We start from the raw sequence: 26,489 nt of genomic DNA on the forward strand, positions 1-26,489 counted from the left end.
CGACGACGTCGTCGTGTCGATGCTCGGGCCGGGCCCGGCTCCGAGCCGGGGCGCAGCGGCGGACTCCCGGGTGGTGAGCCGGCCGGCCGGCTCCTGGCTGCTGTCCCGTTCGGCCGCGCCGACGAAGACGAACAACGACAGGATCAACCCCAACGCGATCGTGCGGGAGTTGGTCATCTCCCGATCATGGCCCACCGCCCGGACGGCGGGGGCGTCATGCGTTCGCGGGGAGACGGACGACGAACCGAGCGCCGCCCGAGCCTGATTCGACGAGGATGCGACCGCCGTGCGCCTCGACGATCTCCTTGGCGATGGCCAGACCGAGACCCGCGCCCCCGGTGGCGCGGCTGCGCGAGTCGTCCAGCCGGGTGAAGCGCTCGAAGATCCGCTCCTGGTCGGCCGCGGGGACGCCGGCGCCGTCATCGGCCACGACGATGACTGCGGTGCCGTCCGAGTGGTGGAGCTCGACCGTGACGCGCGACTCGGCGTGTCGATCCGCGTTCTCGAGCAGGTTGCGTATGACGCGGCCGAGCTGGTCGGCGCTCCCGCTGACCTCGACGGCCGCGACCGGCGACGCCACGATGCGCGAACGGGCGCGAATTCGGATGCGCTCGACCTCCGTGCGCACGACGTCGTCGAGATCGACAGGAGCATGAGAGGCTCCCGCGCCGGGGTCGTCCGCCCGCGCCAGGAACAGCAGGTCGCGCACCAAGCGTTCCATGCGTTGGTTGTCGTCGAGCAGGTCGGCGGCGGTGGTCGACCAGTCGGTCGTCGTGGGGTGCCCGACCGCGACCTCGAGCTCGGCCCGGCTCGACGCGATCGGGCTCTGGAGCTCGTGCGACGCGTCGGCAACGAAGGCGCGTTGACGCTCCGCGAACCGCTGGAGGCGGTCGAGCATCCCGTTCATCGTCGTCGCCAGTCGTCCGACCTCGTCGTCGATGTTCGGCTCGGGCACCCGTCGCGCCAGATCGCGGGAGGAGAAGTCGGCGACCTGGGCGCGGATGGCCTCGACCGGCCGCAGCGCATGCCCGACGACGACCCAGGTGGTCCCGCCGACGAAGACGAGCAGCAACGGCAAGCCGAGCACGAGGATCCGCCTGACCGCGTCGACGCTCTCGCCCACCGGCTCGAGACTGCCGGCCGCGTAGACGATCAGCGGGCCCTCAGAGCTGGAGGTCCGCAGGGCGACGACGCGGAAGTCGGTGGTGTCGTGGGGATCCGGCAGGCCATGCATGGTGCGTCGTTCGGGACGGGTGCCGCGCGGCCGGAGCCCTGTGATGGGCCCCCTTTCCTCGAGGTTTGCGCTCCGCGACACGACCCGACCCGACGCGTCGATCACCTGCACGATGGCGTCCTCCTCCCCGGGCGCCGAAGGGGTGCGGGGCAGACTGCCTTGACGGGCGGCCGCAGCAACGTCCTCTGCCCGCGCCAGAGTCGCGTCGTCGATGTTGTCGACAAGTGAGCGGCGCAGCACCGCGAGGACGAGGATCGCGCTCACCAAGAGTGCGATGGCGACGACGAGGCACGCGGCGATCGTGGTGCGGGCACGTATGGTGCCCACGCGTCTCAACAGCCGGCTAGCCACCGTCGGGGTCGAGGCGGTAGCCGACGAGCCTGATGGTCGCGATGGCCTTGCGACCGAAGGGCAGGTCGATCTTCTTGCGCAGGTAGCCGACGTAGACCTCGACGATGTTGAGGTCGCCGTCGAACGCGTAGTCCCACACGTGCTCGAGGATCTCGGACTTCGAGACGACGTCGCCGGCGCGGCGCATCAGATACTCCAGGAGCGAGAACTGGCGCGACGTGAGCGTGATCTCGGTGTCGCCGCGCCAGCAACGGTGCTGCGCCGGATCGAGGCGCAGGTCACCGGCCGTGAGGACGGTCGGCCGCTCACCGCTGCCCCGCCGGATCAGCGCGCGCAGGTGGGCGAGCAGCACCACGTAGCTGAACGGCTTGGTGAGGAAGTCGTCGGCACCCGTGTCGAGCGCCTCGGCATGGTCGAGCTCGCCTTCCTTCGCCGTGAGCATGAGGATGGGGGTCCAGATGTTCGCGTCGCGCAACGCGGAGCACACCTGGAAGCCGTTTTGACCGGGAAGCATGATGTCGAGGACGATGGCGTCGTAGACGGCTTCCTTGGCGAGCCACAGCCCCTCGTCGCCGTCGAGCGCGACGTCGACGGCGAAGCCGTCCTCTTCCAGGCCCCGCTTGATCGCCCCGGCGAGTCGCTTCTCGTCTTCCACGACGAGGATCCGCATCCCACCAATGTGCCAGGCAACTGCTGAGCATCCGCTGAGATTCACCTGAAGTCACCGAAGGGCTCACAGGTCGCGGACGAGGGCGATCGCGGGCCGGCGGATGGCGGTGAGGGTTCCGTACGCGGCGACGACCACCGCGACCAGCGCCACCGCGACGAAGCTGCCCAGGTAAGGCCAGGGGACGGCGAGCGTCGACGGCGGCGGGTCGAACACACCCGCGAGCACCTTCACGAGCATCACGGCCAGCGCCCAGCCCGCGATGGCGCCGGTCAACAGCCCGCCGAGGGCGACGAAGGCCGCCTCGGCCCAGATGAACGCACCGAGCTGGCGGGATCTCGCGCCCAGGGAGCCGGCGATGACGAACATACGACGCCGCTCGGTCAGGCCCAGCGCGAGCACCAGGCCCGTCGCCGCGGCGGCGAGGACGAGGGCGAAGCCGAGCTCGACCTTGGTGAGGCCGGCGAGGTCGACCGAGGTCAGGCTCGAGCCGATGATGCGCCGGCTCGTGCGGATGTCGATGACCTTCGCCTCGGCTCCCACAACCGCGCGGATGCGACCGGCCACCGCCTGCGGAGATGCACCGCCGGTGTCGACGAGGAACGACCCGACGTCGTCGCTGCCGGTGGTGCGGGCCACGTAGTCGGCGTTAGCGACGAGGAAGCTATCGCGCGGGGCCGTGGGGAACTCCTTGGCCACCCCGGCGTAGTGGAACACGACGTCGCGGAGCTGCTTGGTGCGGGCGTCCTGGAGCCGCAACATGAGACGGTCGCCGGGACGGAGCTGGAAGTCGTGCACGGTCTCGGCGCTGACGAGGATCGAATCGGGACGCGCGCTCAGCGTCGAGATGAGCTTGCGCGCCGTCCCGCCGACGAAGTAGGCGTCCTGCAGCTTGGTGGCCGCGACGATGCTCGCGGGGCGCACGCCGTAGAGGTCCTGGAGGTCGGCGCCGACGTAAGCGAACCGATGTTGGATGGGCTCGACGTGCTCGACTCCCGCGACCTTGGCCAACCGGGCGGCACCAGCGGGGCCGACGCGCGCGCCAGGCGACTCGATGACCGTGACGTCCGCGCCGTTGGTGAGGCGTGCGTCGACGTCTGCCTGCTGCCGGTACGTCGAGTTGAACACGGCCGTGGACAACGCGAAGGACGCGGTCAAGGTGACGAGCACGAGCGCGCGCGCCAGGAGCCGTCGCTGGCGGGACATGGAAGCCGCCACCGTGCCGCAAAGGTTGCCGGCCAGGGGACGGACGCTCCGACGGATCAGGCCCCGGCCCCGCCCGAGGACCAGGTCGGCGAGGCGCCACGCGAGCAGGGCCGCGCCCGACCACAGCAGCGCGGGGCCGGCGAACGCCCAGTAGCTCACCGAGATGGTGGGAACGCCCTCGGGCGCGAGGACCAGCTTGTAGCCGCCGCGGCCGGTGAGCCAGAACACCACGCCACTCGCCAGCAACAGCCACACGTCGAGGCCGAGGCGAGCCCAACGCGGGCGGCGCGTGGCGCGCCCCACGCTGCGGCGGCCCGCGACAACGGTGATCTCACGAGCGTCCCGCCAGGCGGGCACCGCGACGGTCGCTGCCGCGATCGCCAGCCCGGCGACCGCCGCGCCGCTCGCCCAGCCGATCGCCGCACCGGTGGTGGCACCGAAGGCGCCGGTACCGAACGCGAGTCGCCCGACCAACCGCGCCAATCTGAGCCCGGCCGCGGCACCGACGAGCCCGACGACCGCGGCCTCGAGCACACCGAGCCGGACCAGCTGGGTCGTGGTCGCGCCGCGGGCGCGCAGCAAAGACTGTTCTCTACGCCGTCGCTCCGCGCCGACGCCCGCGACCGTCGCCGTGAGCATCCCGGCCAGCACTGCGCCGGGAAGCCCGAGGAACAGGAAGAGCATCTGCGCGTAGAGCGCGTCGGAGCGGGCCGCGCCGAGGGTCGCGGCCAGGTTGTCGCCCACCAGCCCGGCGCCCGCCAGCCGCACCTCGAGGTTGCGCGCCCGGCCCGAGACCGCGGCATAGGCGGCCGAGGGGTCGGACGCCAACTGGTGGCCGAGGCGCGCGTGCACCTGCGTGTGCACCAGGTCCGGGCGCTGGGCCCCGAGCGGGTCGAACTGCGCATGCCACTGGTCGGCCGGCATCACCAGCACGTTGTCGGGCGGCGCCGGTGGTTGCGCGCCGACCGGCGCGCCCACGTTCTGGAAGAAGGAGTCGGCCTGGGGCACGTCGACCACGCCATCGACCCGGACAAGCACGGGCGCCATCCCGGCACGGCCGATCGTGACGGTGTCGCCCGGCGCGGCGTGGAGGTTGGCTGCGGTCTGCTGCGCGACCAGCACGCCCGCGCGCGCGCCCGTCAGGTCGCGGAACACCGCGGGGAACGCGGCGCGGTACCCGTCGGGCAGACCGATCACGACGCCCGGCCCCGTCGTCTGGGTGGTTCCGCCCGCGCTGGCCTCGAACCCGGTGGTCGTGGCGAAACCGACCGGGAGCGCGGCGCGCACGCCTGCCGCGCGCCTCACGCGATCGAGCACGACCGTGGGATCGAAGCCGGGCTGCGCTTCGACCTGCCAGTCCACCGAGACGTCGGCAATCGAGCGGCGCGTCATCGTGGCCTTGGATGCGGACAGGAAGGAGCCGATCGACGCGAGAACCCCGACTGCGACGGCGATACCCGCGGCGGTGGCCAGGAGCCGGCCGCGTCGACGCGCGGCGAGGCCGCGCAGCCACGTCAGGCCGAGCATCGGCGGGTGTCACGGGTATCGAGGCGACCGTCGAGCATGCGCCAGCGTTCGGGCAGGCGGTCGGCGACGAGCACGTCGTGGGTGGTGACGACCAGGGCCGCGTCGAGGTGGCGCGCCGCCTCGAGGAGCGCGTCGACCACGATCGCGCCGTTGACGTGGTCGAGCTGACCGGTGGGCTCGTCGGCCAGGATCAACCGCGGCCGCCCCGCGAGGGCGCGAGCCACGGCCACGCGCTGGGCCTGCCCGCCGGAGAGCTCCTCGGGCAGCTTCGCGGCCAGCGCCTCCAAGCCGAGGCGGGCGAGCGCGCCGCGAGCGACGGCGTCGGCCTCGTGCTGAGACGCGCCCCCGAGGACGAGCGGGAGCGCCACGTTCTCGACGACGTCGAGCGGTGCCATCAGGCTCGGGCCCTGCAGCACGACCGCGACGGGGCCGGGCCGAAGCTCCGTCCGGGTACCGATCCCCGGCCAGCTCACGTGGCCCGCGGTGGGCTCGTCGAGGCCGGCGAACAGGTGGAGCAGGGTCGACTTGCCCGACCCCGAGGGACCGGTGACCGCGACCAGCTGGTGGGCGACGATCTCGCAGGAGACGCCGTGGACGGCGACCACCGCGCCCGGCCCCGTGCCGAACGTCCTCGCGACACCATCGCAGCGCACGAGGACCTCCGCCGTCACGCCACGACCTCTCCGTCCATGAGTCCTACGATGCGGTCCGCCTCCGCCGAGACCGTGCGGCTGTGGGTCACCACGACGATCGCCGAGCCGGCCGCGGCGCGTTCGCGGAGCAGAGTGAGGACGCCCGCCTCGGTGGACGCGTCGACTTCGCCGGTGGGCTCGTCGGCAAGGACGATGGCGGGGTCGTTCACCAGGGCGACGGCCAGCCCGGCGCGCGCCGCCTCGCCGCCCGAGAGCTCGGACGGGAAGGCCTCGGCGCGGTGGTCGAGGCTCAGCTCCGCGAGCAACGCTGCCCGTCGTTCGCGGTCGGGGCGCCCCGCGAGCGACTGCGACAGCGCAAGGTTCCGGTCGAGGCTCAGATGCTCGAACAGGTTCGCTGACTGGAACACCATGCCGATGGCGCGGGCGCGCAGCGCGGCCCGCTCGGGCTCCGGCCGTCGGCTCATCACCTGCCCCGTGACCTTCACCGTGCCGCCGTCGGGCTCGTCGAGCCCGGCGAGGCACGCGAGGAGGGTCGACTTGCCGGAGCCGGACGGTCCCGTCACGGCCACCAGCTCGCCGCGCTCGACCGCGAGCGTCACCCCGCGCAACGCCAGCGTCTCCTCCTCGCCGACGTGGAAGAAGCGGAAGAGTCGATCCGCCTCGAGGACCGGTGTCATCAGCTCCACCCGAACGAGTCGGTCACGATCCGCCACGGGTCGACGTTGTCGGCTCCCTGCGGGCCGGACAGCGTGAGGACCGCCTCCGTGCCGTTGCGCCAGAACTCGTAGCGCTCGACGTCGAGGCGCCTCACCTTTCCGGTGACGGCATCGGGGTTGCTGTCGGCCCGATAGGTGATCAGGACGGCCTGGCCCGCCTTGCGCGTCACCACGGTGACGCGGCCGGACGCGAAGTTCCCGACCGCAGCTGTGATCGCCGGCACTTCGCCCTGCTGGGCGGACGAGACCGTCGGGGCGCTCGCGACGCTGACCGTCTCCATGCGGATGCTGTTGAGGTTGTCGGTGAAGACGACGGCCCCGCCCTGCTCGCTGCGGGCCCAACCCTCGGGCACCTTCACGCTGAACCCGCCCGACGGCGGCGAGTACGCGACGAAGACCTGGTTGTCGGGGATGTCGCCCGCCGGGTTGATCTCCGGGGCGTTGGGGTCGACACCTCCGGCGGGCACGCTCGGCTGTGTGGTCGAGGTCGTGGACCCACTGTCGACTTCGCGCGGGGCCTTCGGCTTGGTGGAGGGCTTGGGCGCGCTCGACTTCGAGCCGCCACCGCAGGCGCCCGCGATCAGCGCGAGAACCACGAGCCCCGCGACGATGACGATCCGACTCACTCCCGTGCTCCCCGTGTTGGCGCGTCCACGAGCCCGAGGGTACGGAGACGGAGGTATCGGACCCCGCCGACGAAGGTCAACGCACGGCAAATCTTGGTGTCATGTCTACGCTCGACCCGTGGCCGCACCTCACATCCTGGTCGTGGAGGACGAGGACGACGAGCCCATCGGGCGCAGCCTGGAGGACGCGCTGGCCGCCCAGGGCTACCGCGTCACATGGGTCACGACCGCGGCCGCCGCGGACATCGCGACCGACCGCGAGCGCCCCGACCTCGCGCTGGTGGACCTCGGCCTCCCCGACGCCGACGGCGTCAACCTCTGCCGGCGCATCCGAGCGCGGCGACCGACGACCACCGTCGTCATCGTCACCGCTCGCAGCGACGAGATCGACGTGGTGCTCGGCCTCGATGCGGGCGCCGACGACTACGTGACGAAGCCGTTCCGGCTCACGGAGCTGCTCGCTCGGATCCGCGCCCATCTGCGCCGTCCACACGGCGAGCCGTCGCACGATCGGCTCGTCGTCGGCCACCTCACGCTCGACCCCGAGGCCCGCCGAGCCTGGCTGGACGACCGCGAGCTCGAGCTGCGAGCCAAGGAGTTCGACCTGCTCGCACTGCTCATGGCGCAGGCGGGTCGGGCCGTCACCCGCGGGCGCATCATGGCCGAGGTGTGGGACGAGCACTGGTTCGGCCCGACCAAGACCCTCGACATGCACATCTCCGCGCTGCGTCGCAAGCTCGGCGGCCAAGACGAGGCGTACGCGACGATCACGACGCTGCGCGGCGTCGGCTATCGGTTGGAGCTCCCATGAGCCGGCGGATCCTGACCGCCATCCTCACGGTCACCGTCCTCGCGGTGGTGCTGTTCGGCATCCCGTTGGCGGTCGGCCTACGACGGCTGTACCGCAACGAGGCGGTCGTCCGGCTGGAGCGCGAGGCCGCGCGCGCCGGCATCGAGGTGCCGGCTTCCTTCGAGACGACCGGTGACCCGGTCGAGCTCCCGACGCGGCACGACGCGACGCTCATCGCGCTCTACGACCGTCGAGGTCGCAGGCTGCAGGGCCACGGGCCGCCCCGCGCCGACACCGAGGTCGCACGTGCGCTGAAGGGCGCGGTCAGCGACGGGGCCCACGGAGGCGAGCTCGTCGTCGCCTCCCCGGTGACGAGTGAGGAGCACATCTTTGCCGTGGTGCGCGCCGCGGTGCCGGAAGGTGCGGTGAACGCCCGGGTCCGGCGAGGGTGGCTCACGATGGGTCTTCTCGCCGTCGCGGTGATCGCCCTCGCCGCGCTCGTGGCGCGTTGGCAGGCACGGCGGCTCGGTCGACCCGTGCTGGCCCTCGCGACTGCCGCCACCAAGCTCGGCGACGGCGACTTCTCGGTGCGAGCCGATGCCGCAGGGGTCCCCGAGGTCGACGCCGCCGCGTCCGCCCTCAACGCGACCGCCGAACGGCTGGGCGCGCTCGTGGGGCGTGAGCGAACGTTCAGCGCCGACGCATCTCATCAGCTCCGCACTCCCCTCACCGGGCTCCGCCTCCAGCTCGAGTCGACGCTGGTCAACCCGCGGGCGGACAGGGACGCTGCGATCGAAAGGGCACTCGGCGACATCGACCGCCTCGAGGCAACCGTCGAGGACCTCCTCGCGCTCGCCCGCGACGCGAGCCCCGCCCGTGACCCGATACGAATCGACGGGCTGCTCGCGGACGCCGACCACCGCTGGCACGGCCCGCTCGCCGCGGCCGGCCGACCGCTTCGGATCGACGCCGGCGCGGAGCTGCCGGCGGTGCGAGCCTCCGCCCCCGCGATCAACCAGGTGCTCGACGTCCTCATCGGCAACGCCCTCCAGCACGGCCGCGGCACCGTGACGGTCCGGGCCCGCCATGCGCCGCGATCGATCGCGATCGAGGTGTCCGACGAGGGCCCGGGTCCCCCCACCGACGCAAACGACGTGTTCCGTCGGCGCCCCGCGTCGGCCACGGGGCGGGGCATCGGCCTGGCGCTGGCGCGCTCGCTCACAGAGGCGGAGGGCGGCCGGCTGACGCTCAGCCGGGCGGGACCGGGGCCCCGGTTCACCCTCCTCCTGCCCGCCCCCGAAGACTGACGCGGGGTCACGCTCACGACGATCCCGGGCGGTTCCTTCGGTCTCGCGCGTCCAGCCGGAGCGTCATGCAGACACTGTTCGGGCTCGGTCCGTACTCGCCGAAAGGCTCACAGATCTCGAACCCCGCAGATGCGTACAGAGATCGAGCGGGGGCGAACGCCGCCATCGACCCCGTCTCGAGACTGACCCGGCTGCAGCCGCGAGCGCGAGCGGTGCCGATGAGGTGGTCGAGCATCGCCCGGCCGACGCCCCTTCCTCGCGCCGCCTCCGCGGTGTGCATCGACTTGAGCTCCGCGTGGACTGCGTCGAGCTGCTTCAGCGCTCCGATCCCAAGCAGTGCGCCGTTCACACGGATGCTGTAGAACGACACGTTCTCTGCGAGCAGCCCCGTGACGTCGAGCGCATGCACATCCTCAGGCGGGCCGTGGTGCTGCATGACGACCCGGTGGACCTCGAGGAGGGCCTGCACGTCCGTGGACTCGGGATGGTCAGGTCCGACGACGTACTCGCCCACCCGCGAAATCTACGCGTTGCGACCGCACGCTCGAGCACAGGCGCGCATCGGCGAGACGGGAACGCGTCTCGCCGGTGCGGGCGGCCAGGTGGCGGGCTCAGGCCCTGCCGCCTGTGGTCGAGGGTGGGCGGGGCGGCCGCCCCCGACGGTTGAAGTGTGAACGGGCGATCGGGCCTGGACAAGCGCGGACGCTCCTTGTTGCGTCGCCCGTCACCTGCCGTTTCCAACCCTGTCGCTTGCCGTTTCGCGGGGTGCCGGTCGTCGATCAGCTCGCTGCTACACCGGCGTCGATGCGGTCGTCGTCTCCGCGGTCGACGTGAGCGCCCTGCCGTGCGCTCGCTTCGCCGGCACGAGCCTGTCGGCGGCTCGCGGCGCGGACGGCGATCACGGCGACCGTGAGGCACCCGAGCCCGAGTAGAGCGCCGACAAGGACGTCGGTCAGGTAGTGAAGCCCGCGATAGACGCGAGCGAACCCGACCATTCCGACGACCCCGGACGCGACAACGGTGCTCACCACCCGAGCCAGCCTGTTGCGCGTGCAGCACATCACGATGATCGTGATGCCCACGAACAGAACGGTCGCCGCCGCGGTGTGCCCCGACGGAAAGCTCGTGTTCGACGGTGACGAGTTGAGGTCGAGCACGTCGGGACGCGGCCGCGCCACGACGAACTTCACGGAGAGAAAGACCGTGATCTCGAGTGCAAACGCGATCGCGATCAAGACTCCCTCCCGCCAACGCCCACGGCGAGCGAGGAAGGTGACCACGACCGCGGCGACGATGATCGCGGGCAGGTCGGCGTGCCCTACCCGCACGAACTTGCTGACTCCCGATGTCGCCCTCTTCGTCAGATCGTTCAAGCCGCTCGTACGATGACGAGCGAAGTAGTCGCTCACGTGCCTGTCCCAGCTGCCAACGCTGCCGTTCAAGGCGTGCGTGAGCAAGAGGCCGATGCCGAGCATCAGAGCCGTGAGGACCACGTAGCCGATGACCGTGACCGCGAGGGCCGCGCGAATCGGATGCTGCGGCGGGGAATCGTCGGCCCGCGCGTCAGTCGCGGGCTCGAGCAGCGAACCGGACGTCTTCCCCATGGTGCCTCCCGAAGGGTTCCCCGATGCGCCTTTGACGCTGCTCTCGGGTGGGGCCATCGTTGGTGTCTTCGGATTGGCCGCCCGCGGGCTTGAGGTTCGAGGCTCCCGGTGAGGGGCTGAGCCAGGCGACGCGGCATCGGTCAGAGCGAGGAGCCCCTGAGGCGCGCGTCAGCGAGAACGTTCCGAACGGTCCTCGCTGACGCGGGCGACCGGGGCCCCTGAGGCGTGGTCGCCGGGATGCCGGGGGAGGCGGACCCCCGACGAGGTGAGTGTGCAGCGTCGCGGCTGCGGTCACAAGCGGCGATCGCCGTAGTGGGGCAGGACGCGACACCGGAGGAGAGCTACGGCTTTGACCCCATGTCCGCGCGAGCGGTGGGTCGCCGGGGCGGACCCGGGCAATACAGTGCGCCGTGGCGTGGGTGCGGCCGTAGTTGCGCGCGCGCGTACACGCCGACCCGAAGGAGAGCGCACGATGGCCAAGGCGAAGTTCGTGGTCCGCAAGGGCAGGACAGGCAAGTTCCGCTTCAACCTCGTCGGCCCCAACGGCAAGATCATCGCCACCAGCCAGGCGTACGAGTCGCGAGCCTCGGCGCTCCGCGGCATCGAGTCCGTTCGCAAGTACGCGGCCCTCGCGGAGCTCGTGGACCGGGCGGGCACCCGCGTCGTGGGTGGCGCGGCCAGGACGGGCGTACCCAGACGGCGAGCGCTCCCAGCGTCTGATGTCGGAGTCGTTCCCTCCGACGAGGCGGTCCGGGGCCAGGTCGTCCGTCCCGACGTCGTGGGATGACAGGGTGGGCGCCGGCGGCCGCAGCTCCCGAGGAGCAACGTCCGTTTTCAGCGTGCTGCCGCTTCCCTCGCGTGGCCGACGACTGGAGTCACGGATGGCACGACGCTCTCCGGGTGCCTCTCTTGGAGCGCCACCTGATTGCGGCCGTTCGCTTTCGCGCTGTACAAGAGCCGGTCTGCGATGCGGAGCAAGGTGCTGGAGTCATCGGCATCGTCGGGGATCACCGCGACCCCGACGCTCACCGTGATCGGACGATCGACTCCGTTGACGATCGCCTTGCCAACCGCTTCGCGCACCGCCTCGAACAAGGAGCGGGCGCCATCGCGATCGGTGTCCGGGAGCAGCACCACGAACTCCTCGCCACCGTAGCGACCGACGAAGTCGGTCTCGCGCAGCCTGTGCCTTATTGCGACGGCGGCTGCCGCGAGGGCGTCATCGCCCACGTCGTGACCATACGTGTCGTTGATCTGCTTGAAGTGGTCCAGATCGAGCATGCCGAGGGCGAGCGGTGTGGCGGTCCGGCTCGCCAATGCCACCATCCGCTTGGTGGTCTCTTCCGTCGCGCGCCTGTTCGGTAGGCCCGTGAGCGCGTCGTTGTTGGCGCGGAACTCGGACAACGCAAGGACAGGAGCGGCTTGAGTGACGCTCTGGCGAATCGTGCGCCGGGCATCGGCATCGATCGGCGTCAGGCGCTCGATGACGATCGACCCGATCACCTCACCGCCCACGAGGAGCGGCTCGCAGAGCGATGCACCTTCGGTCGTTTGGCACAGCTCACAGCTGACGAGTGGGTCACAACCCGCGCCCTGGTCCTGCGCCTGCCCGAAACGTACGGCGAGACACGAACGGGGGGCGGCTCCGGCGAGCGAGTGCTGGAGTGGGGAGCCCTCCGGCACGTCGGTCATCGCCTGGAGACGATCGGCGCTGTTGTTTCGGTTGAGCACGACGACGGAGACGCCGGCGATCGAACGCTGCAGGTGACGCCGAATCAGCTCGTGCGCGTCGCCTTCGTTCTCGGCGGTCTGGAGCGCGTGGCTGAACGCGCTCTGAGCCTGGTCGTGATCTCGTGCGCGAAGCTGGTCGCGGACCATCGTGTCCAACGCGTGCCCGAGGTCGGCCAACTCGTCCGACCCCTCGACCTCGAGACGCTCCGACAGCCGCCCCTCGGCAACGTCGACTGCGTACCGGGCATACGCGCGCACCCGGGGCACCACGCTGCGGATCAGCCAGGAAAGCAACCCGGCTGCGACCAGGACGGCGCCGCCGACGAGACCGAAGAGCGAGAACCGCGTGAACCGGTAGGTGTGCTGAGCTGCCTTTCTGGATTTGGCGGCGTCAGCCACCTCGTTGTCCAACACCTTCTCGGTCAAGGCCCTCGCCGGAGCGAAAACGTGCGACACGTCGTCGGCGAGCTTTTCGTCCCTCGCCGCCGCCTCTGGCCCGTAGTCGGTGGCGTCGAACTCGGCACGTCGCCGTAGCTCGAGGAACGCCCGCCACTGTGTCTCGATGTCGTCCACAGCAGCTCGCTCGGCGCGGGAGTCGCTGGCGACGGCGGCGCGTAGTTCGGCGATCAAGGACGCCACGCGGAGGCCGTTGGCGTCGAGCCCGGCCTCGAGCTCGCCCCGGCGCTCGGGGCTGTTCGCGGAGATCACCCGCAGGAGCGCCTGCTCCGTGTCGGCCAGCCGAAGGGCGAGAGAGCTCACCATGTCCGTCGTGCTCAGCTCGTGATCAATTTCTATGGCGCGGTCGTTCACCCGCCGCACGCCGATGGTGGCGACGGCGGCGACGACAGCCATAACGATGAGTAGCCCCGCCAGCACCACCCCGAAGCGGTGGGCGACGCGTAGGCGGAGAACGGGTCGACGAAGGGAGCGCATGAGTTTCGGATCGGGGACGTTGTTCCCCTCTCTCCATCGTCACGCGGAAGGGTGAAGTTGACAGGAGCCGTCGCTCCGACGCGCGGCGGCCCCGAGCGGAGCGAATCAGAGGACGCGAGACACGGTTCCGGGCCCGGCGGCGGGCGCCTTGGGTGTGAACAACCCGGCGATGAGGTAGACGATCGCTCCGATCAGGGCGGGAACCCCGATCGCGTTGTGGAGGATCAAGCTGGTGCCGCTCACGTGAGGGCGGCTGATGGCACGGGCGTAGCTGACCATCGAGGCGGCGCAGATGACGGCGAGGGCGGCCGCGATGGTGAGTCGCCGGCGGCGACGACTCGCGTCGGGTGTGCGGATCGAGCGCGCCAGTGTGCCGCGTTGCGCGATGGCGACGAGTATCGCGGCTACGAGCAGGACGATCCCGGGTCCGAATCCGGCGAGGAAGCTGAGGGCACCGCCGGCGGTGAACACCGTGAGCGTGATGTACAGGGCCCTGTCGCTGTCTCGTTCGGTCATGATGGTCTCCAGTTGGTAGCGAGGAACGGTGACGACGAAGTCGATGCCGGTGCGGGCCCATGCGGCAGGTGCGCCCATGTGGGTCACGAGGTCGCCGAAGTGCTGCAGGAGATCCTCGCCGTAGACCGTCCGGAAGTCCTTCGGGTAGAGGCGCAGCAGCGAGCGGTAGAGCGGATGCCGAGCGGACATGGTCAGGTCATCCGCGGGCGGAGGTTGCGACGCGTCATGCGCACGAGGCCTGCAAGTCGGTCGGCCTCGGCGGCGCAGACCTGCCGCCCGAGCCCGCTCAGCCGGTAGTAGCGCCGCCGCTGGTCGTCGCCGGGTGCGGGTCTGCCGGGAAGCTCGTCGGCCAGCCCATGGTCGACGAGTCGCTTGAGCGTCCCGTACAGCGTTGCCGGGCCCATGCGTACGACCCCGTTGGAGGAACGCTCGACGGCCTGCATGATCGCGTAGCCATGCTTGTCGCCTTCCGTGAGCGCGACCAACACGTGGAACTGAGCCTGCGGTAGAGGAAGGAAGGATTCGGGGTCGGGACCGGCCACCACGCCACTCTATCACTGGACGATATAGTGTCAATCGATAGAGTAACTGCGCTCCGGCGTTTGGCCGGGTGGACGAGCTAACACGAGATCGTCTCGTAGCGTCTTCCCATGGCTATGCCCGACTATGTGCGACGACTCCGGCAGCGGATCGGACGAGATCTGCTGCTGATGCCATCCGTGAGCGTGCTCGTGCGTGACGGCGAAGGCCGAGTCCTGCTGGTGCGCCATTCAGACTCGGGATCGTGGGGCCTCGTCGGCGGTGCAGTCGAAGTCGACGAGCGGCCCGGAGACGCCGCGGTCCGCGAGACCGAGGAAGAAACCGGATTGCGTGTTGATTTGACGGGACTGATTGCCGCTCTTGGAGGCAAGAAGTTTCGGGTGACGTATCCGAACGGCGACGAGACGGCGTACGTGTCGGTGGTGTACGACGCGCGCGTTACCGGCGGAAACGAACGTCCGGACGGCGGCGAGACCATCGACCTCGACTGGTTCCGGCCCGAGGACTTGCCGACTGTCGACCTGGGTCCGTTCGCCGAAGCCACGTTCGAGGAGCTGGGGTGGCTCGAGCCGAGTCCTGAGTGACGGCGGTGGCGTTGGAACCGGCCAGGCCGTGCGTCGAGGGGCGCGGAAAGCGACCTATCCGTCGTCGTTGCGGATCGTCACGCGGCCGGTGTCGCGTGTGATCTTCGGGTTGCACGACGTGCCCGAGCACGACCCGCACGACCCTCCGCTCGTGCACGCCCTTGTGAGCATCACCGTGAAGAACTTGTCGCCGTCGCCGGGACGAGTGCCCGGCAGGATGCGAATGGGAATGGTGGCGCTGGACTGGCCGGGCGCGAACGTCACTGTTCCGATCCCGAAACCGTTCGGCAGGATGTAGTTGGCCGAGGGAATGGCCGTGTCGCCCGGCGCCCCCACCTGGTAGTCGACCGTGACGGTGGACCCCGGCGGTGTCGCGATCGTCTTCGAGAGCGTCACCGTGACGTTGGCGACCGCGCCGGTGCCCGTTCCGTCGGCGAGGTGGCCCTCGAAGTCACCCTCCCAGACCATGGCACCACCCACACCCACGTGGATGCCCGGCGGTGCGCTGTCGTCGTCGATGATGATGCCGGTGCCCACGCCATGTGAGATGGGTGGGCCGGTCGAGCCGCTGAGCGTGACCGAGAAGGTCTCGTCCGGCTCCGCGATGGTGTCGCCGAGCACCGTGACGTCGACGGACTTCGACGTCTCGCCCGGGGCGAAGACGAGCGTGCCGAGGACGTGGTTGAAATCGGACCCTCCGGTGGCCGTGCCGTTGGCGCTGCCGTAGTTGACCCGCACCTCCTTCTCACTCGGTTCCGACATCGTCACCGTGAAATGGGCGATCGGCTTCACCGGCGAGGAGACCGAAGGCGTGTTGCCCTTGTCGCCCTCGTAGACGGCCGCATCGCCGATCGCGAGCGAGCGCTTGCCGTCGCGCAACGCGGCGAGGCGTGCGGCCAGGTCGGTGGCGACACTCGGGCAGTTGGGTGGCTGGGGCGGTTGCGCGCCGGACTGCTGGCACAGGTTGTTGAGCTCGTAGGGATCGGTGACGAGGTTGTAGAGCTCCTTCTGCACGTAGTTGGGATTGGGAAACGTCAGCGGGTCCTTGATGTCGGTCTCGACGTACTTCCACGACTGGCCGGCCGAGGGGTAGTCGAGCGTGCGCAGTCCCCAGTAGCGGCGCTCGGTCGCGTACGGGCCTCCCACGTTGTTGAACCGCGACTCGATGAGCACCTGCTTGCGCCAGCTGGGGGCGGAGCTGCCCACGATGAGCTGGTAGAGGTTGGCGCCGTCGCGACCGCGGTCCTTGAAGGCGTCGAGGACGCCGGCGAAGCGCGCGTAGGTCGGGGCCAGGTCGACATTGCTGGTCAGGCGGTTCTCGGTGCGATTCGGGCCGCCCGGGTATCGGATGAGAAGAGGAACATGGGAGCACTCCTCGTACTGGCAGTCCTTGCGCGTCGGCTCGCTCTGGCCCAGCTTGTGGGACCCGTAGGCGTAGCCGTTGTCGCTCGTGAACACGATGATCGTGCGGTTGAAGACCTGCTGCGCCTTGAGCGCGGCCACCAGCTCCTGGACGGCCTCGTCGAGCGACTTGAGCGTGAGTTGTGCGTTCACGCGGACCCGGTCGGCGTCGTACTCGCCCACCTGCGGGTTGAGTCCGGGCGTGTTGCTGGTGACCTGCTGGAACGCGTTGCGCTTCACGAGCGGCGGGAGCGAGTCGAGCCACTGCGGCTTGTCGTAGGAGTCGGTGTTCCTCGACCCGTCGGGATTGCCGCCCTCGTTGAAGTTCGGCGACTCGGGCAGCGTCGGCGGTGGGGTCTCGGGGATGTGGCGCGAGGCGGGCACGGGTGACGGGGGGCAGGCCTCGCCGTTCGCCACGGTGCAGCTCTGCAGGGCCGAGTTGTGCGGGCCGCTGGGCGCGAAGTTGACGAAGTCGACCGCGGCCGTTGCGAGCACGTCGGTGGAGTAGCAGTTGTTCGGGTCGTCGCGGGCCAGCGGGGGGGCGTCGGGGCACGAACGGCTCACCACGTTGTGATCCTGATCGATCAGCGTGTAGTTGTAGTACCGGTTGTCTCCGGGGGCGTTCTCGTCGGATTGGAACGCGAGCCATCGGTCCCAGTTGGGGGGCACGTAGGGCTTGGCGACGCCGCCGATCAACTGGGTGCGGCCGAACGGGTAGAGGTTGAGGTACTTGCCGATCAGCCCGGTCTTGTAGCCCGCGCCGTGCAGCCAGTTGTTCACCGTGAGCGTGTCGTCGAGCACGAAGCCCTGCTTGTTGTTGGTGACACCGTTGTGGTGGTTGTACTCACCGGTGAGGAAGCTGGCCCGAGCGGGGCAGCACAGCGAGGTGTTGATGTAGTTGTTCTTGAACTCCACCCACGAGCCGTCGGGACGGCTGCCCAGGTAGGGCATCCCCGAGATCGCCGCGAGACCGGGCAAGCTGGCGAAGGAACCGGTGGCGGGCTTGCCGACCGGATCGAGCAGATCGGCGAGGGTGCCCATCGTCTGGTCGTCCGTGAGGATCTGCACGATGTTGCACTTGGGATGGGGCACCGCGCCGCAGTCGACGACGTCGTCGGCTGCGCTCGCCGGTCGCACCCGCTGCGCGTCTCCCAGGACCGTCGCCGGAAACACGCCCATCAGGACGATGGCGACCGCCGCCAGGGCCCTCACCGTCCGCTTGCGTCCACCCCGGGCCACCGTCACGTCCCCCTCACCCAGCCCAAGCCAATGTTGTCACCGTACGGCCGCTCAAGTGCGGCGGCAGCGGAAGGGCAGGGAGGGACGATTCAACTGGTGCCGTGATTCGCGGGTCGCACCCACGAGACACCGTTCGTTCGAGTCAGCCCGCGACGAGGGTCAGGTCGGAGACGAGGGGTCGTTGCGGGACTGCGACTCCCGCGCTGCGATGAGCCGATCGAGCTCGGCGCGGGTCATCGTGATCTTTTCCTCTGGATCCGGTGAAGGCGCCGGCGTTTCGCTTTCTTCACGAACTCCCTTCGCGAACTCCCGCTTGGCCGACCCGAGCGACCGGGCGAGTTCGGGGAGCTTCTTGCTCCCGAACATCAAGAGCGCCAAGGCGAGCACGATGAGCAGCTCCGGAGGTCCCAGGTCCACGACACCCAGGATAACGCCCCGCGGCGATTTCACTATCGCGCGCCAGGCGCCGAGCGCGCCGGGAGTGGGCCCGGGAGGGATCGAACCTCCGACCAGAGGATTATGAGTCCCCCGCTCTGACCACTGAGCTACGGGCCCGCAACGGAGGAACGGTAGTGGCAGCTCCGGGGGCGAGACTCGAACTCGCAACCAGCGGCTTAACAGGCCGTCGCTCTGCCGATTGAGCTACCCCGGACTGACAGCGCACGATAACAGCGCAGGTGCGGGGGCCAGCGCGCTCCGTGGAGGCGCTGATGTTCCTCTTCGGCAGCTTTCTTCGGGTAACCCTTGGTCATGGTCGTGCCCAGGGGGTATGACAGGGCCCATGAGATTCCGACTAGGGCTACTGCTCGGGTTCGCGGCCGGCTACTACCTCGGCACGATGGCGGGCCGGGAGCGCTACGAGCAGATCCACCGCACGCTCATGAGGGTCCGGCGCACCGCGGCGTACGAGACGGCCACGGGTAAGGCGAAGGCGGTCGTCGACCTCGGTGTCGAGCGGGCCCGGGACGCAGTCGAGAGCAAGATCGGAAACGGCTCGAGCTCACCCGGCCCGACGAGCTGAGCCGATCGGCTGATCAGCTCTCGTCGAGGTAGTCGCGCAGCCGCTGGCTGCGGATGGGGTGGCGCAACTTGGCGAGCGTCTTCGCCTCGATCTGGCGAATGCGCTCGCGCGTCACCCCGAACTCCTTGCCCACCTCTTCGAGCGTGCGCGCCTGTCCGTCCTCGAGCCCGAACCGCAGACGCACCACCTGGCGCTCGCGATCTGTGAGCTCGTCGAGCGCCTCGCCTACCGCCTCGTTGAGCAACGCGCGCGCCGCCGCTTCGGCCGGCGCCACCGCCTGCTGATCTTCGATGAAGTCGCCGAGGTGGCTGTCGTCCTCCTCGCCCACGGGCGTCTCCAGCGAGACCGGCTCCTGCGCGATCCGTTGGATCTCGCGGACGCGCGCCGGCGTCATCTGCACCTTGTCGGCCAGCTCCTCGACGCTCGGCTCGCGGCCCAGCTCCTGCAGCATCTGACGCTGCACGCGTAACACCTTGTTGATCGTCTCGACCATGTGCACGGGGATGCGGATGGTGCGCGCCTGATCGGCGATCGCGCGCGTGATGGCCTGCCGGATCCACCACGTGGCGTAGGTCGAGAACTTGAACCCTTTGGTGTAGTCGAACTTCTCGACGGCCCGGATGAGGCCGAGGTTGCCCTCCTGGATCAGGTCGAGGAACAGCAACCCGCGTCCGAGGTAGCGCTTCGCGATGGACACCACCAGCCGGAGGTTGGCCTCGATGAGCTCCCGCTTGGCGTGGAAGCCGTCGTGAACACGCGCCTCGAGCGGCAGCAGCTCGGCGTCGGGTATCAGCGAGCAGTCGCCGTAGTCGTCCTCGAGCTGGGCGATCCGGTGCACTGCGGCGAGACCGGCCTCGATGCGCTTCGCCAGGCGAACCTCCTGGGCGCCGGTGAGCAGCGGGACCTTGCCGATCTCCTTCAGGTACATGCGGACAGGGTCGGATGACGGACCGGCGGCGCGCTCGTCGCGCGCGTCGCGCCCGCGCATAGCATCGGTGTCGGTTGCGCGCGTGGTGATCGGGCGCGGAGCCGACCTGACCGCGGCAGGGCGTCCGTTGGCAGCCGCGACCGCGCCTGCTATCGCTTCGTCGTCCTCATCGACGACGACGTCGCTCACCTCGTCGAATCTGATGCCCTCTGCGGCGAGCCGACCGCGGATGTTGTCGATCAGGTCATGACTGAGCTCGACCCGCTCGAGCACCTTCATGACTTCGTCGGGCGTGAGCGAACCATGGCGCTTGCCCTTCTCGACCAGGCGGGTGAAGTCCTCAGCGGACACACCAGCCGGTACGGACAGCGTTGGGATGCTCTGACTCATTCCTCCACCTCGAACCGATCGACGAGCCAGCGTACCAACCTGACGCTGGCATCGACGGCCGTCGTGGGCTCGCGTAGCTCCTCACGGGTCAGCTTGAGCCATTCGATCGAGTGAGAATGCTCGGTCCAGTCGCCCGATCCCTCGCGTACCGCAGCCTGCAACTCGGCCAGCGCGCGGCCGCCGGCCTCGTCGGCCAAGCGGACGACGACGTCGTCGGCATCTGCGTCGGTCTCCTCGACCGCGAGCCGCTGGAGCAGCTCCGCAGCCTCGGGGTCGGCTGCCTCGATCGCATCGTGCAGCGTGGTCGCCGCCTGCAACGCGCGGAACGCGCTCAGATGGACCTCGTCGGAGAACAGCACCTCGTGCAGACGGTCGACAACTGCTTGCGGTCGGTGCACCGCCACCTTGATCGCCTCGGTCTCGGGCCCGACTCTTTCGCGCTGACGCGACGGTGTCGTTCGGATGACCGAAGCGCGTGACTCCAAAGGGCGTGACGCGGGCACCTGAAGGATGGCGCGGAGGCGGTCGGGCTCGATGCGACAACGATCGGCGATCTGCATCAGGTACTGATCGCGCACGAGCTCGTTGGGGTGCTCGCGCACCACGGTGACTGCGGACTGCGCGGCGCGCGCTCGACCCTCGGGTGAGCGCAGATCGGCCGAGGCCAGCGCGCGCTCGACGCGGAACGCGAGGAACGGGCGCGCCTCTTCGATCGCGACTCGGAGGGCGTCGGGGTCACGCGCGCCGAGGTCGGCCGGGTCGGTGCCGGACGGGAGCTGGGCGACCGCGATATCGATCTCGTAGAGGCGCTCCCACTCGTAGAACCGCTCGGCCGCGGCCTGTCCCGCGGCATCGGCGTCGTAGGCGAGCACCACGCGCCGAGCGAAGTTCTTCAGGATGCGGAAGTGCTCGTCGGCCAGAGCCGTCCCGCACGTGGCCACCGCGCGTGGGAGGTTGGCTCGCGCGAACGCGATGACGTCGGTGTAGCCCTCACACACCACGACCTCGCCCGCACGCACGACGTCGTTCTTCGCCCAGTTGAGACCGTAGAGCACGCGACTCTTCGAGTAGATGGGCGTCTCCGGCGAGTTCTTGTACTTCGGACCGTCGCTCCCGGGCATGGCGCGTCCGCCGAACGCGACGGGGTCGCCGTCGGCGCGGAAGATCGGGAACATGACCCGGCTGCGGAACGCGTCCTGCACGCGGTTGCGCCGGTTGAGGAACCCGAGCCCGGTGTCGCGCAGGACGTCGTCGGGAAGTCGGAGCGCGCGCACGAGCGCATCCCAGTCGTCCGGCGCCCACCCGAGCTGGTACGCGCGGACGACCTCGCCGTCGTAACCGCGCGACCGGAGATACGCGCGCGCCGGGGCCGCGTCGGGCGCGTGGAGCAGCCGCTCGTGGTACCACTGCACGGCGGCTGCCATCGCCTCGACCAGACGCGCTCGGCGTTGCCGGTCGCGCGAGGTGGCCGCGTTGTCATAGCGCAGCTGGATGCCCGTACGTCCCGCGAGCCGCTCGACCGCCTCCGCGAAATCGAGGTGCTCGACCTCGCGCACAAAGGTGATGACGTCGCCGCTGGCCTGGCACCCGAAGCAGTAGTAGAGGCCCTCCTCGGCGTTGACGGAGAACGACGGGGTCTTCTCCGCGTGGAAGGGGCACAGTCCGACCCAGCGTCGCCCCACCTTGCGCAGGGCGATGTGCTCGCCGGCGACCTGGACGAAGTCGACGGCGGCCCGCACCCGGGCGATGTCATCGACGAGGATGCCCACACCAGGGACGGTAGTCGAGCCCGCCACCAACGCATCCACACCCGCCCGACTCCGCCTCCCGACTCCGCCTCCCGCCGTTGTCGGCGGGCGCCCGCGGGCGGCGCGCTATGTCGACTGCAGATGGCGGGCGAAGAACTCGAGCACGATCTCGGCCCGCTGCACGCGGTGGCGTGGCGCGCCCGAGCGCGACAGCTCGTGGCCCTCGCCCGGGAACCGCACGAACTCCACGGTGCGGTCGAGGAGCTTGAGCGCCACGAAGAGCTGTTCGGCCTGTTCGATCGGGCAGCGCAGGTCGTTCTCGGAGTGCAGGATCAGCAGCGGCGTGTGGATGGCGTCGACATAGGTCACCGGCGACTGACGCGCGTACTCGTCGGGATCCTCGAGGTGCGAGCGCCCGACGTATCCCTTCTGGAAGTACGTGCCGATGTCGGAGGTCCACGACATCGTGCGCATGTCGTTGACCGCGCGCTCCGAGCAAGCGGCCTTGAAGCGATCGGTGTGGCCGATGATCCACGAAGTCATGAAGCCGCCGTACGAGCCGCCCAGCACTCCCAGGCGGTCGGGGTCGACGAAGTCGAACCGGGCAACCGCTTCGTCGACAACCGCCATGACGTCGTCGTAGTCGACGCCACCCCAGCCCGAGCCGGGATCCTCGTCGACGTTGGGACCGCGGATGGCGCGGCCCCACGCGTCGCCGTACCCCGACGAGCCCCTCGGGTTTGCATAGAGGACGACGTATCCCGCCGCGGACTGGATCTGGAACTCGTCGAAGAGATGGTTGCCGTACTGGGCGAACGGACCGCCGTGGACGTTCAGGAGCGTCGGGTAGCGGTGACCGACCTCGAGCCCGGCCGGCCGCATCACCCACGCCTCCACCTCCGTCCCGTCGGGCGCGGTCGCGGTGAAGCGCTCGGGCGCCGCCAACGCCGGCCCCGCCAACGGATCGTGGCCGAGATGGGTGAGCCGGCGCTCGTCGTCGCCGGCGAGCACGAACAGCTCTGACGGCGCGGTCGGTGTCGACGCGCAGAACGCGAGCGTGTCGCCGGCGAGGTCGAACCCGGTGATCCACCGGTCGCCTCCGAGCACCAGCTCGGGCTTCCCCGCGCCGCCGGCATCGACACGGTAGAGGTGCAGGTTGCCCGAGTCCTCGACCTGGAAGAGGAGATCCTCGCCGTCCCACACCGGTTCGCGAGCGGCGACCAGGATGGGTGCACAGTTGCGGTCGAGGGCCGACGTGAGCAATCGGTGGTCGCCGCCGTTGCGATCCACCGCGCCGACCTGCGTGCTGCGCGGGATCGAGCGGGGGTCACCCCACACGAACGCGATCGTCGAGCCGTCGGGCGACCAGGACGGGCCGCGGAAGGTCGGCCCGGTGGCCGTGAGCCGTCGGGGCTCGCCCCCGGCGGCACCGACCGTGAACAGGTCGACGGCCCGGTCGCGGTCCCAGGTGTCGTGCCGGCCGCCCGAGAAGGCCAGCGCGTCGCCGTCAGGTGACCACGCGGCCCCCGCATGGTCGAACGGCCCGCTCGTGACGGCGGTCGGGGGGCCGCTGCCGTCGGCCCGCACGGTGAAGAGGTGACGCGGGCGATCACACGTCCAGCCGGTGCCGTCGTAGCGGTAGGCCAGCCGGTCGATGCGGCGGGGAGGAAGGTCCCTGTCGTCCCTGTCCTTCGTCTGCCCTTCATTGGTGTCGCCGCCCGGTTTCGAGCCACCGCGGTCGTCGTCGCGCTGACGGGCGGTGAACGCGAGGCGCCGGCCGTCGGGCGACCAGGCCAGCTCCTCGATCTCCTCGGGCCACGACGCCGCTCTGCGCAGCTCGCCTCCACCGGTGACGGGCAGGACGTAGAGCTCGCTCCCCTGCCCTTCCCGATGGGAGACGAAGGCCAGCTCCCGTCCGTCGGGTGACCAGCGGGGGCGGCCGTCGCGATGCTCGCCTGCGGTGAAGGGCCGGGGCGGGACCGCGGTACCGGTTGGCCTCGAGGTCGACGGTCGTCACGACGAAGGCAATGGTGCGGCCGTCGGGCGAGACGCGGGGATCGCTCACCTCGACCAACCCGGCGATGTCGGCGGGCTGCATCCCCGGCTGGCTCTCGCTCACCCCGCCAGCACGCACTGGGCAGCCGCAAGTCGTGCGATGGGCACGCGGAACGGCGAGCAGGACACGTAGTCGAGACCCGCGTCGTAGAACAGCGCGATCGACTCGGGGTCACCGCCGTGCTCACCGCAGACGCCGAGCTTCAGCTCGGGGTTGGTGCTGCGACCCCGGTCGGAGCCGATGCGCACGAGCTCGCCCACGCCGGTCGGGTCGATGGTCTCGAACGGGTTGCGCTTCAGCAAGCCCTGCTCGAGGTAGGCCGACATCATGCGGCCCTCGACGTCGTCGCGGCTGAAGCCGAACGTCATCTGCGTGAGGTCGTTGGTGCCGAAGGAGAAGAAGTCGGACACCTCTGCGATCTCGTCGGCGCGGAGCGCAGCCCGAGGAGTCTCGATCATGGTGCCGATGATGACGTCGACCGGCTTCTTGGCGCCGGTCCTCGCCCTCTCGCCGCTCGTGGCGGCCAAGGCTTGCGCGATGGCGTCCTCCACCCAGGCGCGCGCCAGGCGCATCTCCTCGCGGGTGACGGTGAGCGGGATCATGATCTCCACGACCGGCGTGCCCCCGACCCTCACCCGCTCGGCGGCGGCCTCCATGAGCGCGCGCACCTGCATCGCGTAGAGGCCCGGCTTGACCACGCCCAGACGCACGCCGCGCGTCCCGAGCATGGGGTTGAACTCGTGCCACTCGCGGGCGGCGTCGTAGAGCTTCTGCTCCTCGGCGCTGAGCCCGGTCGTCGCCGCCTTGACGGCGAGCTCCTCGGTGTCGGGCAGGAACTCGTGCAACGGAGGGTCGAGCAGGCGGACGGTGACGGGCAGCCCGTCCATCGCTTCGAGGATCTCGATGAAATCGGCCCGCTGCGCGACGCGCAGCTCCTCGAGTGCGGCTTCCTCGGTCTCGGGGGTGTCGGCGAGGATCATGCGGCGCACGATCGGCAACCGGTCGTCGCCGAGGAACATGTGCTCGGTCCGGCACAGGCCGATGCCCTCGGCACCGAACTTGCGGGCGTTGGCCGCGTCGGGACCGTTGTCGGCGTTGGCCCGCACCGCGAGCTTCCCCTCGCGGATGCGGTCGGCCCAGCCGAGGATCACGTCGAACTCCTTCGGCGCCTCGCCCGCCGACAGCGCGACCTCGCCGAGCACGACCTCGCCGGTGGTGCCGTTGATCGACAGGACATCACCCTCGCGGACGGTGACCCCGGCGACGGCGAAGCTTCCGCCCGTGATGCGGATCTTCTCCGCCCCGACGACCGCCGGCTTCCCCCAGCCGCGGGCCACCACCGCCGCATGGCTGACGAGCCCGCCGCGCGCGGTGAGGATGCCTTCGGCCACCGACATGCCGTGCACGTCCTCGGGTGAGGTCTCGCTGCGGACGAGGATGACCCGCTCGCCGCGATCTACGGCGTCGACGCAGCCGTCGGCCGTGAAGTACGCCTTGCCCACCGCCGCACCCGGCGACGCGGCGAGCCCCTTCGCCAGCACCTTGAGGTCCTTGTCCTTGAACTGGGGGTGGAGCACCTGGTCGAGGTGCTCGGCGTTGACGCGCTGCACGGCCTCATCGTGGGTGAGGTGCCACTTGCGGCCCTTGGTCATGTCGACCGCCATCTTCAGCGCGGCGACCCCGGTGCGCTTGCCGACGCGCGTCTGCAACATCCAGAGCTTGCCCTGCTCGATGGTGAACTCGGTGTCGCACATGTCGCGGTAGTGGGCCTCGAGCTTGTCGAAGATGCCCATGAGCTGCTTGTAGATCTTCGGGAAACGCGACTCGAGCGCGGAGAGCGGCTCGGTGTTGCGGATGCCCGCCACGACGTCCTCGCCCTGGGCGTTGACGAGGAAGTCGCCATAGGCGCCCTGCGCGCCGGTCGCGGGGTCGCGGGTGAAGCCCACGCCTGTGCCCGAGTTGTCGTCACGGTTGCCGAACACCATCGTCTGCACGTTGACCGCGGTGCCGAGATCGTGGGGAATGCGCTCGCGGATCCGGTAGGCGCGGGCACGGGCGCCGTCCCACGAGCGGAACACGGCTTCGATCGCGCCGCGCAGCTGGTCGTGCGGGTCCTGCGGGAAGGGCTCGCCGGTGTGGCGCTCGACGACCTGCTTGTAGGACCGGACGAGGTAGCGGAGCAGGTCGGGCGGCACCTCGGCGTCGTTCGTCGTGTTCGCCAGCTGCTTTGCAGCCTCGAAGGCCTCCTCGAACTCGTCGCCGGGGATCTCGAGCACGATGCGCCCGTACATCGCCACGAAGCGCCGATAGGAGTCGTAGGCGAACCGCTCGTCGCTCGTCTGCTTGGCCAGCCCCTCGACCGAGTCGTCGTTGAGGCCGAGGTTGAGGACGGTGTCCATCATCCCGGGCATGGAGAACTTCGCGCCCGAGCGCACGCTCACGAGCAACGGGTCGCCGGGGTCGCCGAGGTGCTTGCCCATGGCCTTCTCCAGCGCCTTCACGTGCTTCGCGACCTCGGCGTCGAGGCCTCGGGGCCAGCCCTCCCGCATGTGATCGCGGCACGCGTCGGTGGTGATCGTGAACCCCGGCGGCACCGGCAGACCGAGCACGGAGGTCATCTCGGCCAGGTTCGCGCCCTTCCCGCCGAGCAGGTCCTTCATGCTCATGGGGGGCTCGCGGTGCTTGTGATCGAAGCCGTAGACGTAGGTCACGGCCCGTGAG

At 70.0% G+C, this 26,489-nt stretch carries 21 protein-coding genes, 2 tRNA genes and 1 pseudogene; 5 read left to right on the forward strand and 19 right to left on the reverse strand.

Features of this window, described 5'->3' with window-relative positions; translation table 11 throughout:
• Nucleotides 1–214: 214 nt before the first annotated feature.
• The 6 genes from E6G06_19985 to E6G06_20010 form a co-directional block, all read right to left on the reverse strand.
• Nucleotides 215–1,561 (reverse strand): HAMP domain-containing protein, encoded by a 1,347-nt coding sequence (locus tag E6G06_19985; GenBank protein TML86557.1) that lies wholly within the window; start codon nt 1,559–1,561, stop codon nt 215–217.
• 16 nt (nt 1,562–1,577) lie between these two features.
• On the reverse strand, nt 1,578–2,255 hold the full coding sequence (locus E6G06_19990; protein TML86558.1) for a response regulator transcription factor: 678 nt from the start codon (nt 2,253–2,255) through the stop codon (nt 1,578–1,580).
• A gap of 63 nt (nt 2,256–2,318) precedes the next feature.
• On the reverse strand, nt 2,319–4,985 hold the full coding sequence (locus tag E6G06_19995; protein TML86559.1) for an FtsX-like permease family protein: 2,667 nt from the start codon (nt 4,983–4,985) through the stop codon (nt 2,319–2,321).
• A complete protein-coding gene (locus E6G06_20000; protein ID TML86560.1) occupies nt 4,973–5,656 on the reverse strand; it encodes an ABC transporter ATP-binding protein in 684 nt (227 codons plus the stop codon). The genes E6G06_19995 and E6G06_20000 overlap by 13 nt, the downstream gene beginning before the upstream one ends.
• On the reverse strand, nt 5,653–6,315 hold the full coding sequence (locus E6G06_20005; GenBank protein ID TML86561.1) for an ABC transporter ATP-binding protein: 663 nt from the start codon (nt 6,313–6,315) through the stop codon (nt 5,653–5,655). Before E6G06_20005 ends, E6G06_20000 begins: the two co-directional genes overlap by 4 nt.
• Nucleotides 6,315–6,980, reverse strand: coding sequence for a hypothetical protein (locus E6G06_20010; protein TML86562.1), 666 nt, complete (start codon nt 6,978–6,980; stop codon nt 6,315–6,317). Before E6G06_20010 ends, E6G06_20005 begins: the two co-directional genes overlap by 1 nt.
• Between E6G06_20010 and E6G06_20015 the strand changes: the two genes are divergently transcribed.
• Complete coding sequence (locus E6G06_20015) at nt 6,964–7,791, forward strand: response regulator transcription factor (GenBank protein ID TML86563.1); 828 nt, start codon at nt 6,964–6,966, stop codon at nt 7,789–7,791. The genes E6G06_20010 and E6G06_20015 overlap by 17 nt on opposite strands.
• Complete coding sequence (locus tag E6G06_20020) at nt 7,788–9,077, forward strand: HAMP domain-containing histidine kinase (GenBank protein ID TML86564.1); 1,290 nt, start codon at nt 7,788–7,790, stop codon at nt 9,075–9,077. Before E6G06_20015 ends, E6G06_20020 begins: the two co-directional genes overlap by 4 nt.
• 13 nt (nt 9,078–9,090) lie before the next feature.
• Here the strand turns inward: E6G06_20020 and E6G06_20025 are convergent, their stop codons facing one another.
• On the reverse strand, nt 9,091–9,513 hold the full coding sequence (locus E6G06_20025; protein TML86657.1) for a GNAT family N-acetyltransferase: 423 nt from the start codon (nt 9,511–9,513) through the stop codon (nt 9,091–9,093).
• A 343-nt stretch (nt 9,514–9,856) separates the two neighbouring features.
• Nucleotides 9,857–10,738: a phosphatase PAP2 family protein gene (locus tag E6G06_20030; GenBank protein ID TML86565.1), complete on the reverse strand. Its 882-nt coding sequence runs from the start codon at nt 10,736–10,738 to the stop codon at nt 9,857–9,859.
• Between the two features lie 415 nt (nt 10,739–11,153).
• Between E6G06_20030 and E6G06_20035 the strand changes: the two genes are divergently transcribed.
• Nucleotides 11,154–11,468: a DUF1508 domain-containing protein gene (locus tag E6G06_20035; protein ID TML86566.1), complete on the forward strand. Its 315-nt coding sequence runs from the start codon at nt 11,154–11,156 to the stop codon at nt 11,466–11,468.
• A 47-nt stretch (nt 11,469–11,515) separates the two neighbouring features.
• On the opposite strand, the gene E6G06_20040 is transcribed toward E6G06_20035, so the two are convergent.
• From E6G06_20040 to E6G06_20050, 3 genes are all read right to left on the reverse strand, one after another.
• Entirely contained in the window at nt 11,516–13,345 is a 1,830-nt protein-coding gene (locus E6G06_20040) for a diguanylate cyclase (protein ID TML86567.1), read from the reverse strand.
• Between the two features lie 105 nt (nt 13,346–13,450).
• On the reverse strand, nt 13,451–14,050 hold the full coding sequence (locus tag E6G06_20045; GenBank protein ID TML86568.1) for a hypothetical protein: 600 nt from the start codon (nt 14,048–14,050) through the stop codon (nt 13,451–13,453).
• A 2-nt stretch (nt 14,051–14,052) separates the two neighbouring features.
• A complete protein-coding gene (locus tag E6G06_20050) occupies nt 14,053–14,304 on the reverse strand; it encodes a PadR family transcriptional regulator (GenBank protein ID TML86658.1) in 252 nt (83 codons plus the stop codon).
• 207 nt (nt 14,305–14,511) lie between these two features.
• On the opposite strand from E6G06_20050, the gene E6G06_20055 reads away from it, so the two are divergent.
• Nucleotides 14,512–14,985 carry an NUDIX domain-containing protein gene (locus tag E6G06_20055; protein TML86569.1) on the forward strand — a complete coding sequence of 158 codons (474 nt, stop codon included), beginning with the start codon at nt 14,512–14,514 and terminating at the stop codon, nt 14,983–14,985.
• 54 nt (nt 14,986–15,039) lie between these two features.
• Here the strand turns inward: E6G06_20055 and E6G06_20060 are convergent, their stop codons facing one another.
• The 4 genes from E6G06_20060 to E6G06_20075 all read right to left on the reverse strand — a co-directional run bounded on the left by E6G06_20060 (nt 15,040) and on the right by E6G06_20075 (nt 18,277).
• Nucleotides 15,040–17,631 (reverse strand): hypothetical protein, encoded by a 2,592-nt coding sequence (locus E6G06_20060; GenBank protein ID TML86570.1) that lies wholly within the window; start codon nt 17,629–17,631, stop codon nt 15,040–15,042.
• Between the two features lie 153 nt (nt 17,632–17,784).
• A complete protein-coding gene (locus E6G06_20065) occupies nt 17,785–18,012 on the reverse strand; it encodes a twin-arginine translocase TatA/TatE family subunit (GenBank protein TML86571.1) in 228 nt (75 codons plus the stop codon).
• 95 nt (nt 18,013–18,107) lie between these two features.
• Nucleotides 18,108–18,180 (reverse strand) — tRNA-Met (locus tag E6G06_20070).
• Between the two features lie 24 nt (nt 18,181–18,204).
• Nucleotides 18,205–18,277, reverse strand: a tRNA-Asn gene (locus E6G06_20075).
• Between the two features lie 129 nt (nt 18,278–18,406).
• Between E6G06_20075 and E6G06_20080 the strand changes: the two genes are divergently transcribed.
• Entirely contained in the window at nt 18,407–18,646 is a 240-nt protein-coding gene (locus E6G06_20080) for a hypothetical protein (protein TML86572.1), read from the forward strand.
• A gap of 13 nt (nt 18,647–18,659) precedes the next feature.
• On the opposite strand, the gene rpoD is transcribed toward E6G06_20080, so the two are convergent.
• The 4 genes and pseudogenes from rpoD to E6G06_20100 form a co-directional block, all read right to left on the reverse strand.
• A complete protein-coding gene (gene rpoD / locus E6G06_20085) occupies nt 18,660–19,964 on the reverse strand; it encodes an RNA polymerase sigma factor RpoD (GenBank protein ID TML86573.1) in 1,305 nt (434 codons plus the stop codon).
• Nucleotides 19,961–21,772: a DNA primase gene (locus tag E6G06_20090; protein TML86574.1), complete on the reverse strand. Its 1,812-nt coding sequence runs from the start codon at nt 21,770–21,772 to the stop codon at nt 19,961–19,963. Before E6G06_20090 ends, rpoD begins: the two co-directional genes overlap by 4 nt.
• A gap of 66 nt (nt 21,773–21,838) precedes the next feature.
• Nucleotides 21,839–23,810: pseudogene (locus E6G06_20095) on the reverse strand (S9 family peptidase).
• A 17-nt stretch (nt 23,811–23,827) separates the two neighbouring features.
• On the reverse strand, nt 23,828–26,479 hold the full coding sequence (locus E6G06_20100; GenBank protein TML86575.1) for a pyruvate, phosphate dikinase: 2,652 nt from the start codon (nt 26,477–26,479) through the stop codon (nt 23,828–23,830).
• Nucleotides 26,480–26,489 lie beyond the last annotated feature (10 nt).

It is taken from the genome of Actinomycetota bacterium, assembly GCA_005888325.1.
In the GTDB taxonomy this organism is placed as follows: Bacteria; Actinomycetota; Acidimicrobiia; order Acidimicrobiales; family AC-14; genus AC-14.

Bases quoted from the DNA above. Each gene is read 5' to 3' on its own strand.
- E6G06_20040 (TML86567.1), bottom strand. From the start codon at position 13,345: ATGCGCTCCCTTCGTCGACCCGTTCTCCGCCTACGCGTCGCCCACCGC.
- E6G06_19990 (TML86558.1), bottom strand. From the start codon at position 2,255: ATGCGGATCCTCGTCGTGGAAGACGAGAAGCGACTCGCCGGGGCGATC.
- E6G06_20050 (TML86658.1), bottom strand. From the start codon at position 14,304: ATGCAGGCCGTCGAGCGTTCCTCCAACGGGGTCGTACGCATGGGCCCG.
- rpoD (TML86573.1), bottom strand. From the start codon at position 19,964: ATGAGTCAGAGCATCCCAACGCTGTCCGTACCGGCTGGTGTGTCCGCT.
- E6G06_20030 (TML86565.1), bottom strand. From the start codon at position 10,738: ATGGCCCCACCCGAGAGCAGCGTCAAAGGCGCATCGGGGAACCCTTCG.
- E6G06_20055 (TML86569.1), top strand. From the start codon at position 14,512: ATGGCTATGCCCGACTATGTGCGACGACTCCGGCAGCGGATCGGACGA.
- E6G06_20035 (TML86566.1), top strand. From the start codon at position 11,154: ATGGCCAAGGCGAAGTTCGTGGTCCGCAAGGGCAGGACAGGCAAGTTC.
- E6G06_20020 (TML86564.1), top strand. From the start codon at position 7,788: ATGAGCCGGCGGATCCTGACCGCCATCCTCACGGTCACCGTCCTCGCG.
- E6G06_19995 (TML86559.1), bottom strand. From the start codon at position 4,985: ATGCTCGGCCTGACGTGGCTGCGCGGCCTCGCCGCGCGTCGACGCGGC.
- E6G06_20015 (TML86563.1), top strand. From the start codon at position 6,964: ATGACGATCCGACTCACTCCCGTGCTCCCCGTGTTGGCGCGTCCACGA.
- E6G06_20025 (TML86657.1), bottom strand. From the start codon at position 9,513: ATGCAGCACCACGGCCCGCCTGAGGATGTGCATGCGCTCGACGTCACG.
- E6G06_20080 (TML86572.1), top strand. From the start codon at position 18,407: ATGAGATTCCGACTAGGGCTACTGCTCGGGTTCGCGGCCGGCTACTAC.
- E6G06_20045 (TML86568.1), bottom strand. From the start codon at position 14,050: ATGTCCGCTCGGCATCCGCTCTACCGCTCGCTGCTGCGCCTCTACCCG.
- E6G06_20005 (TML86561.1), bottom strand. From the start codon at position 6,315: ATGACACCGGTCCTCGAGGCGGATCGACTCTTCCGCTTCTTCCACGTC.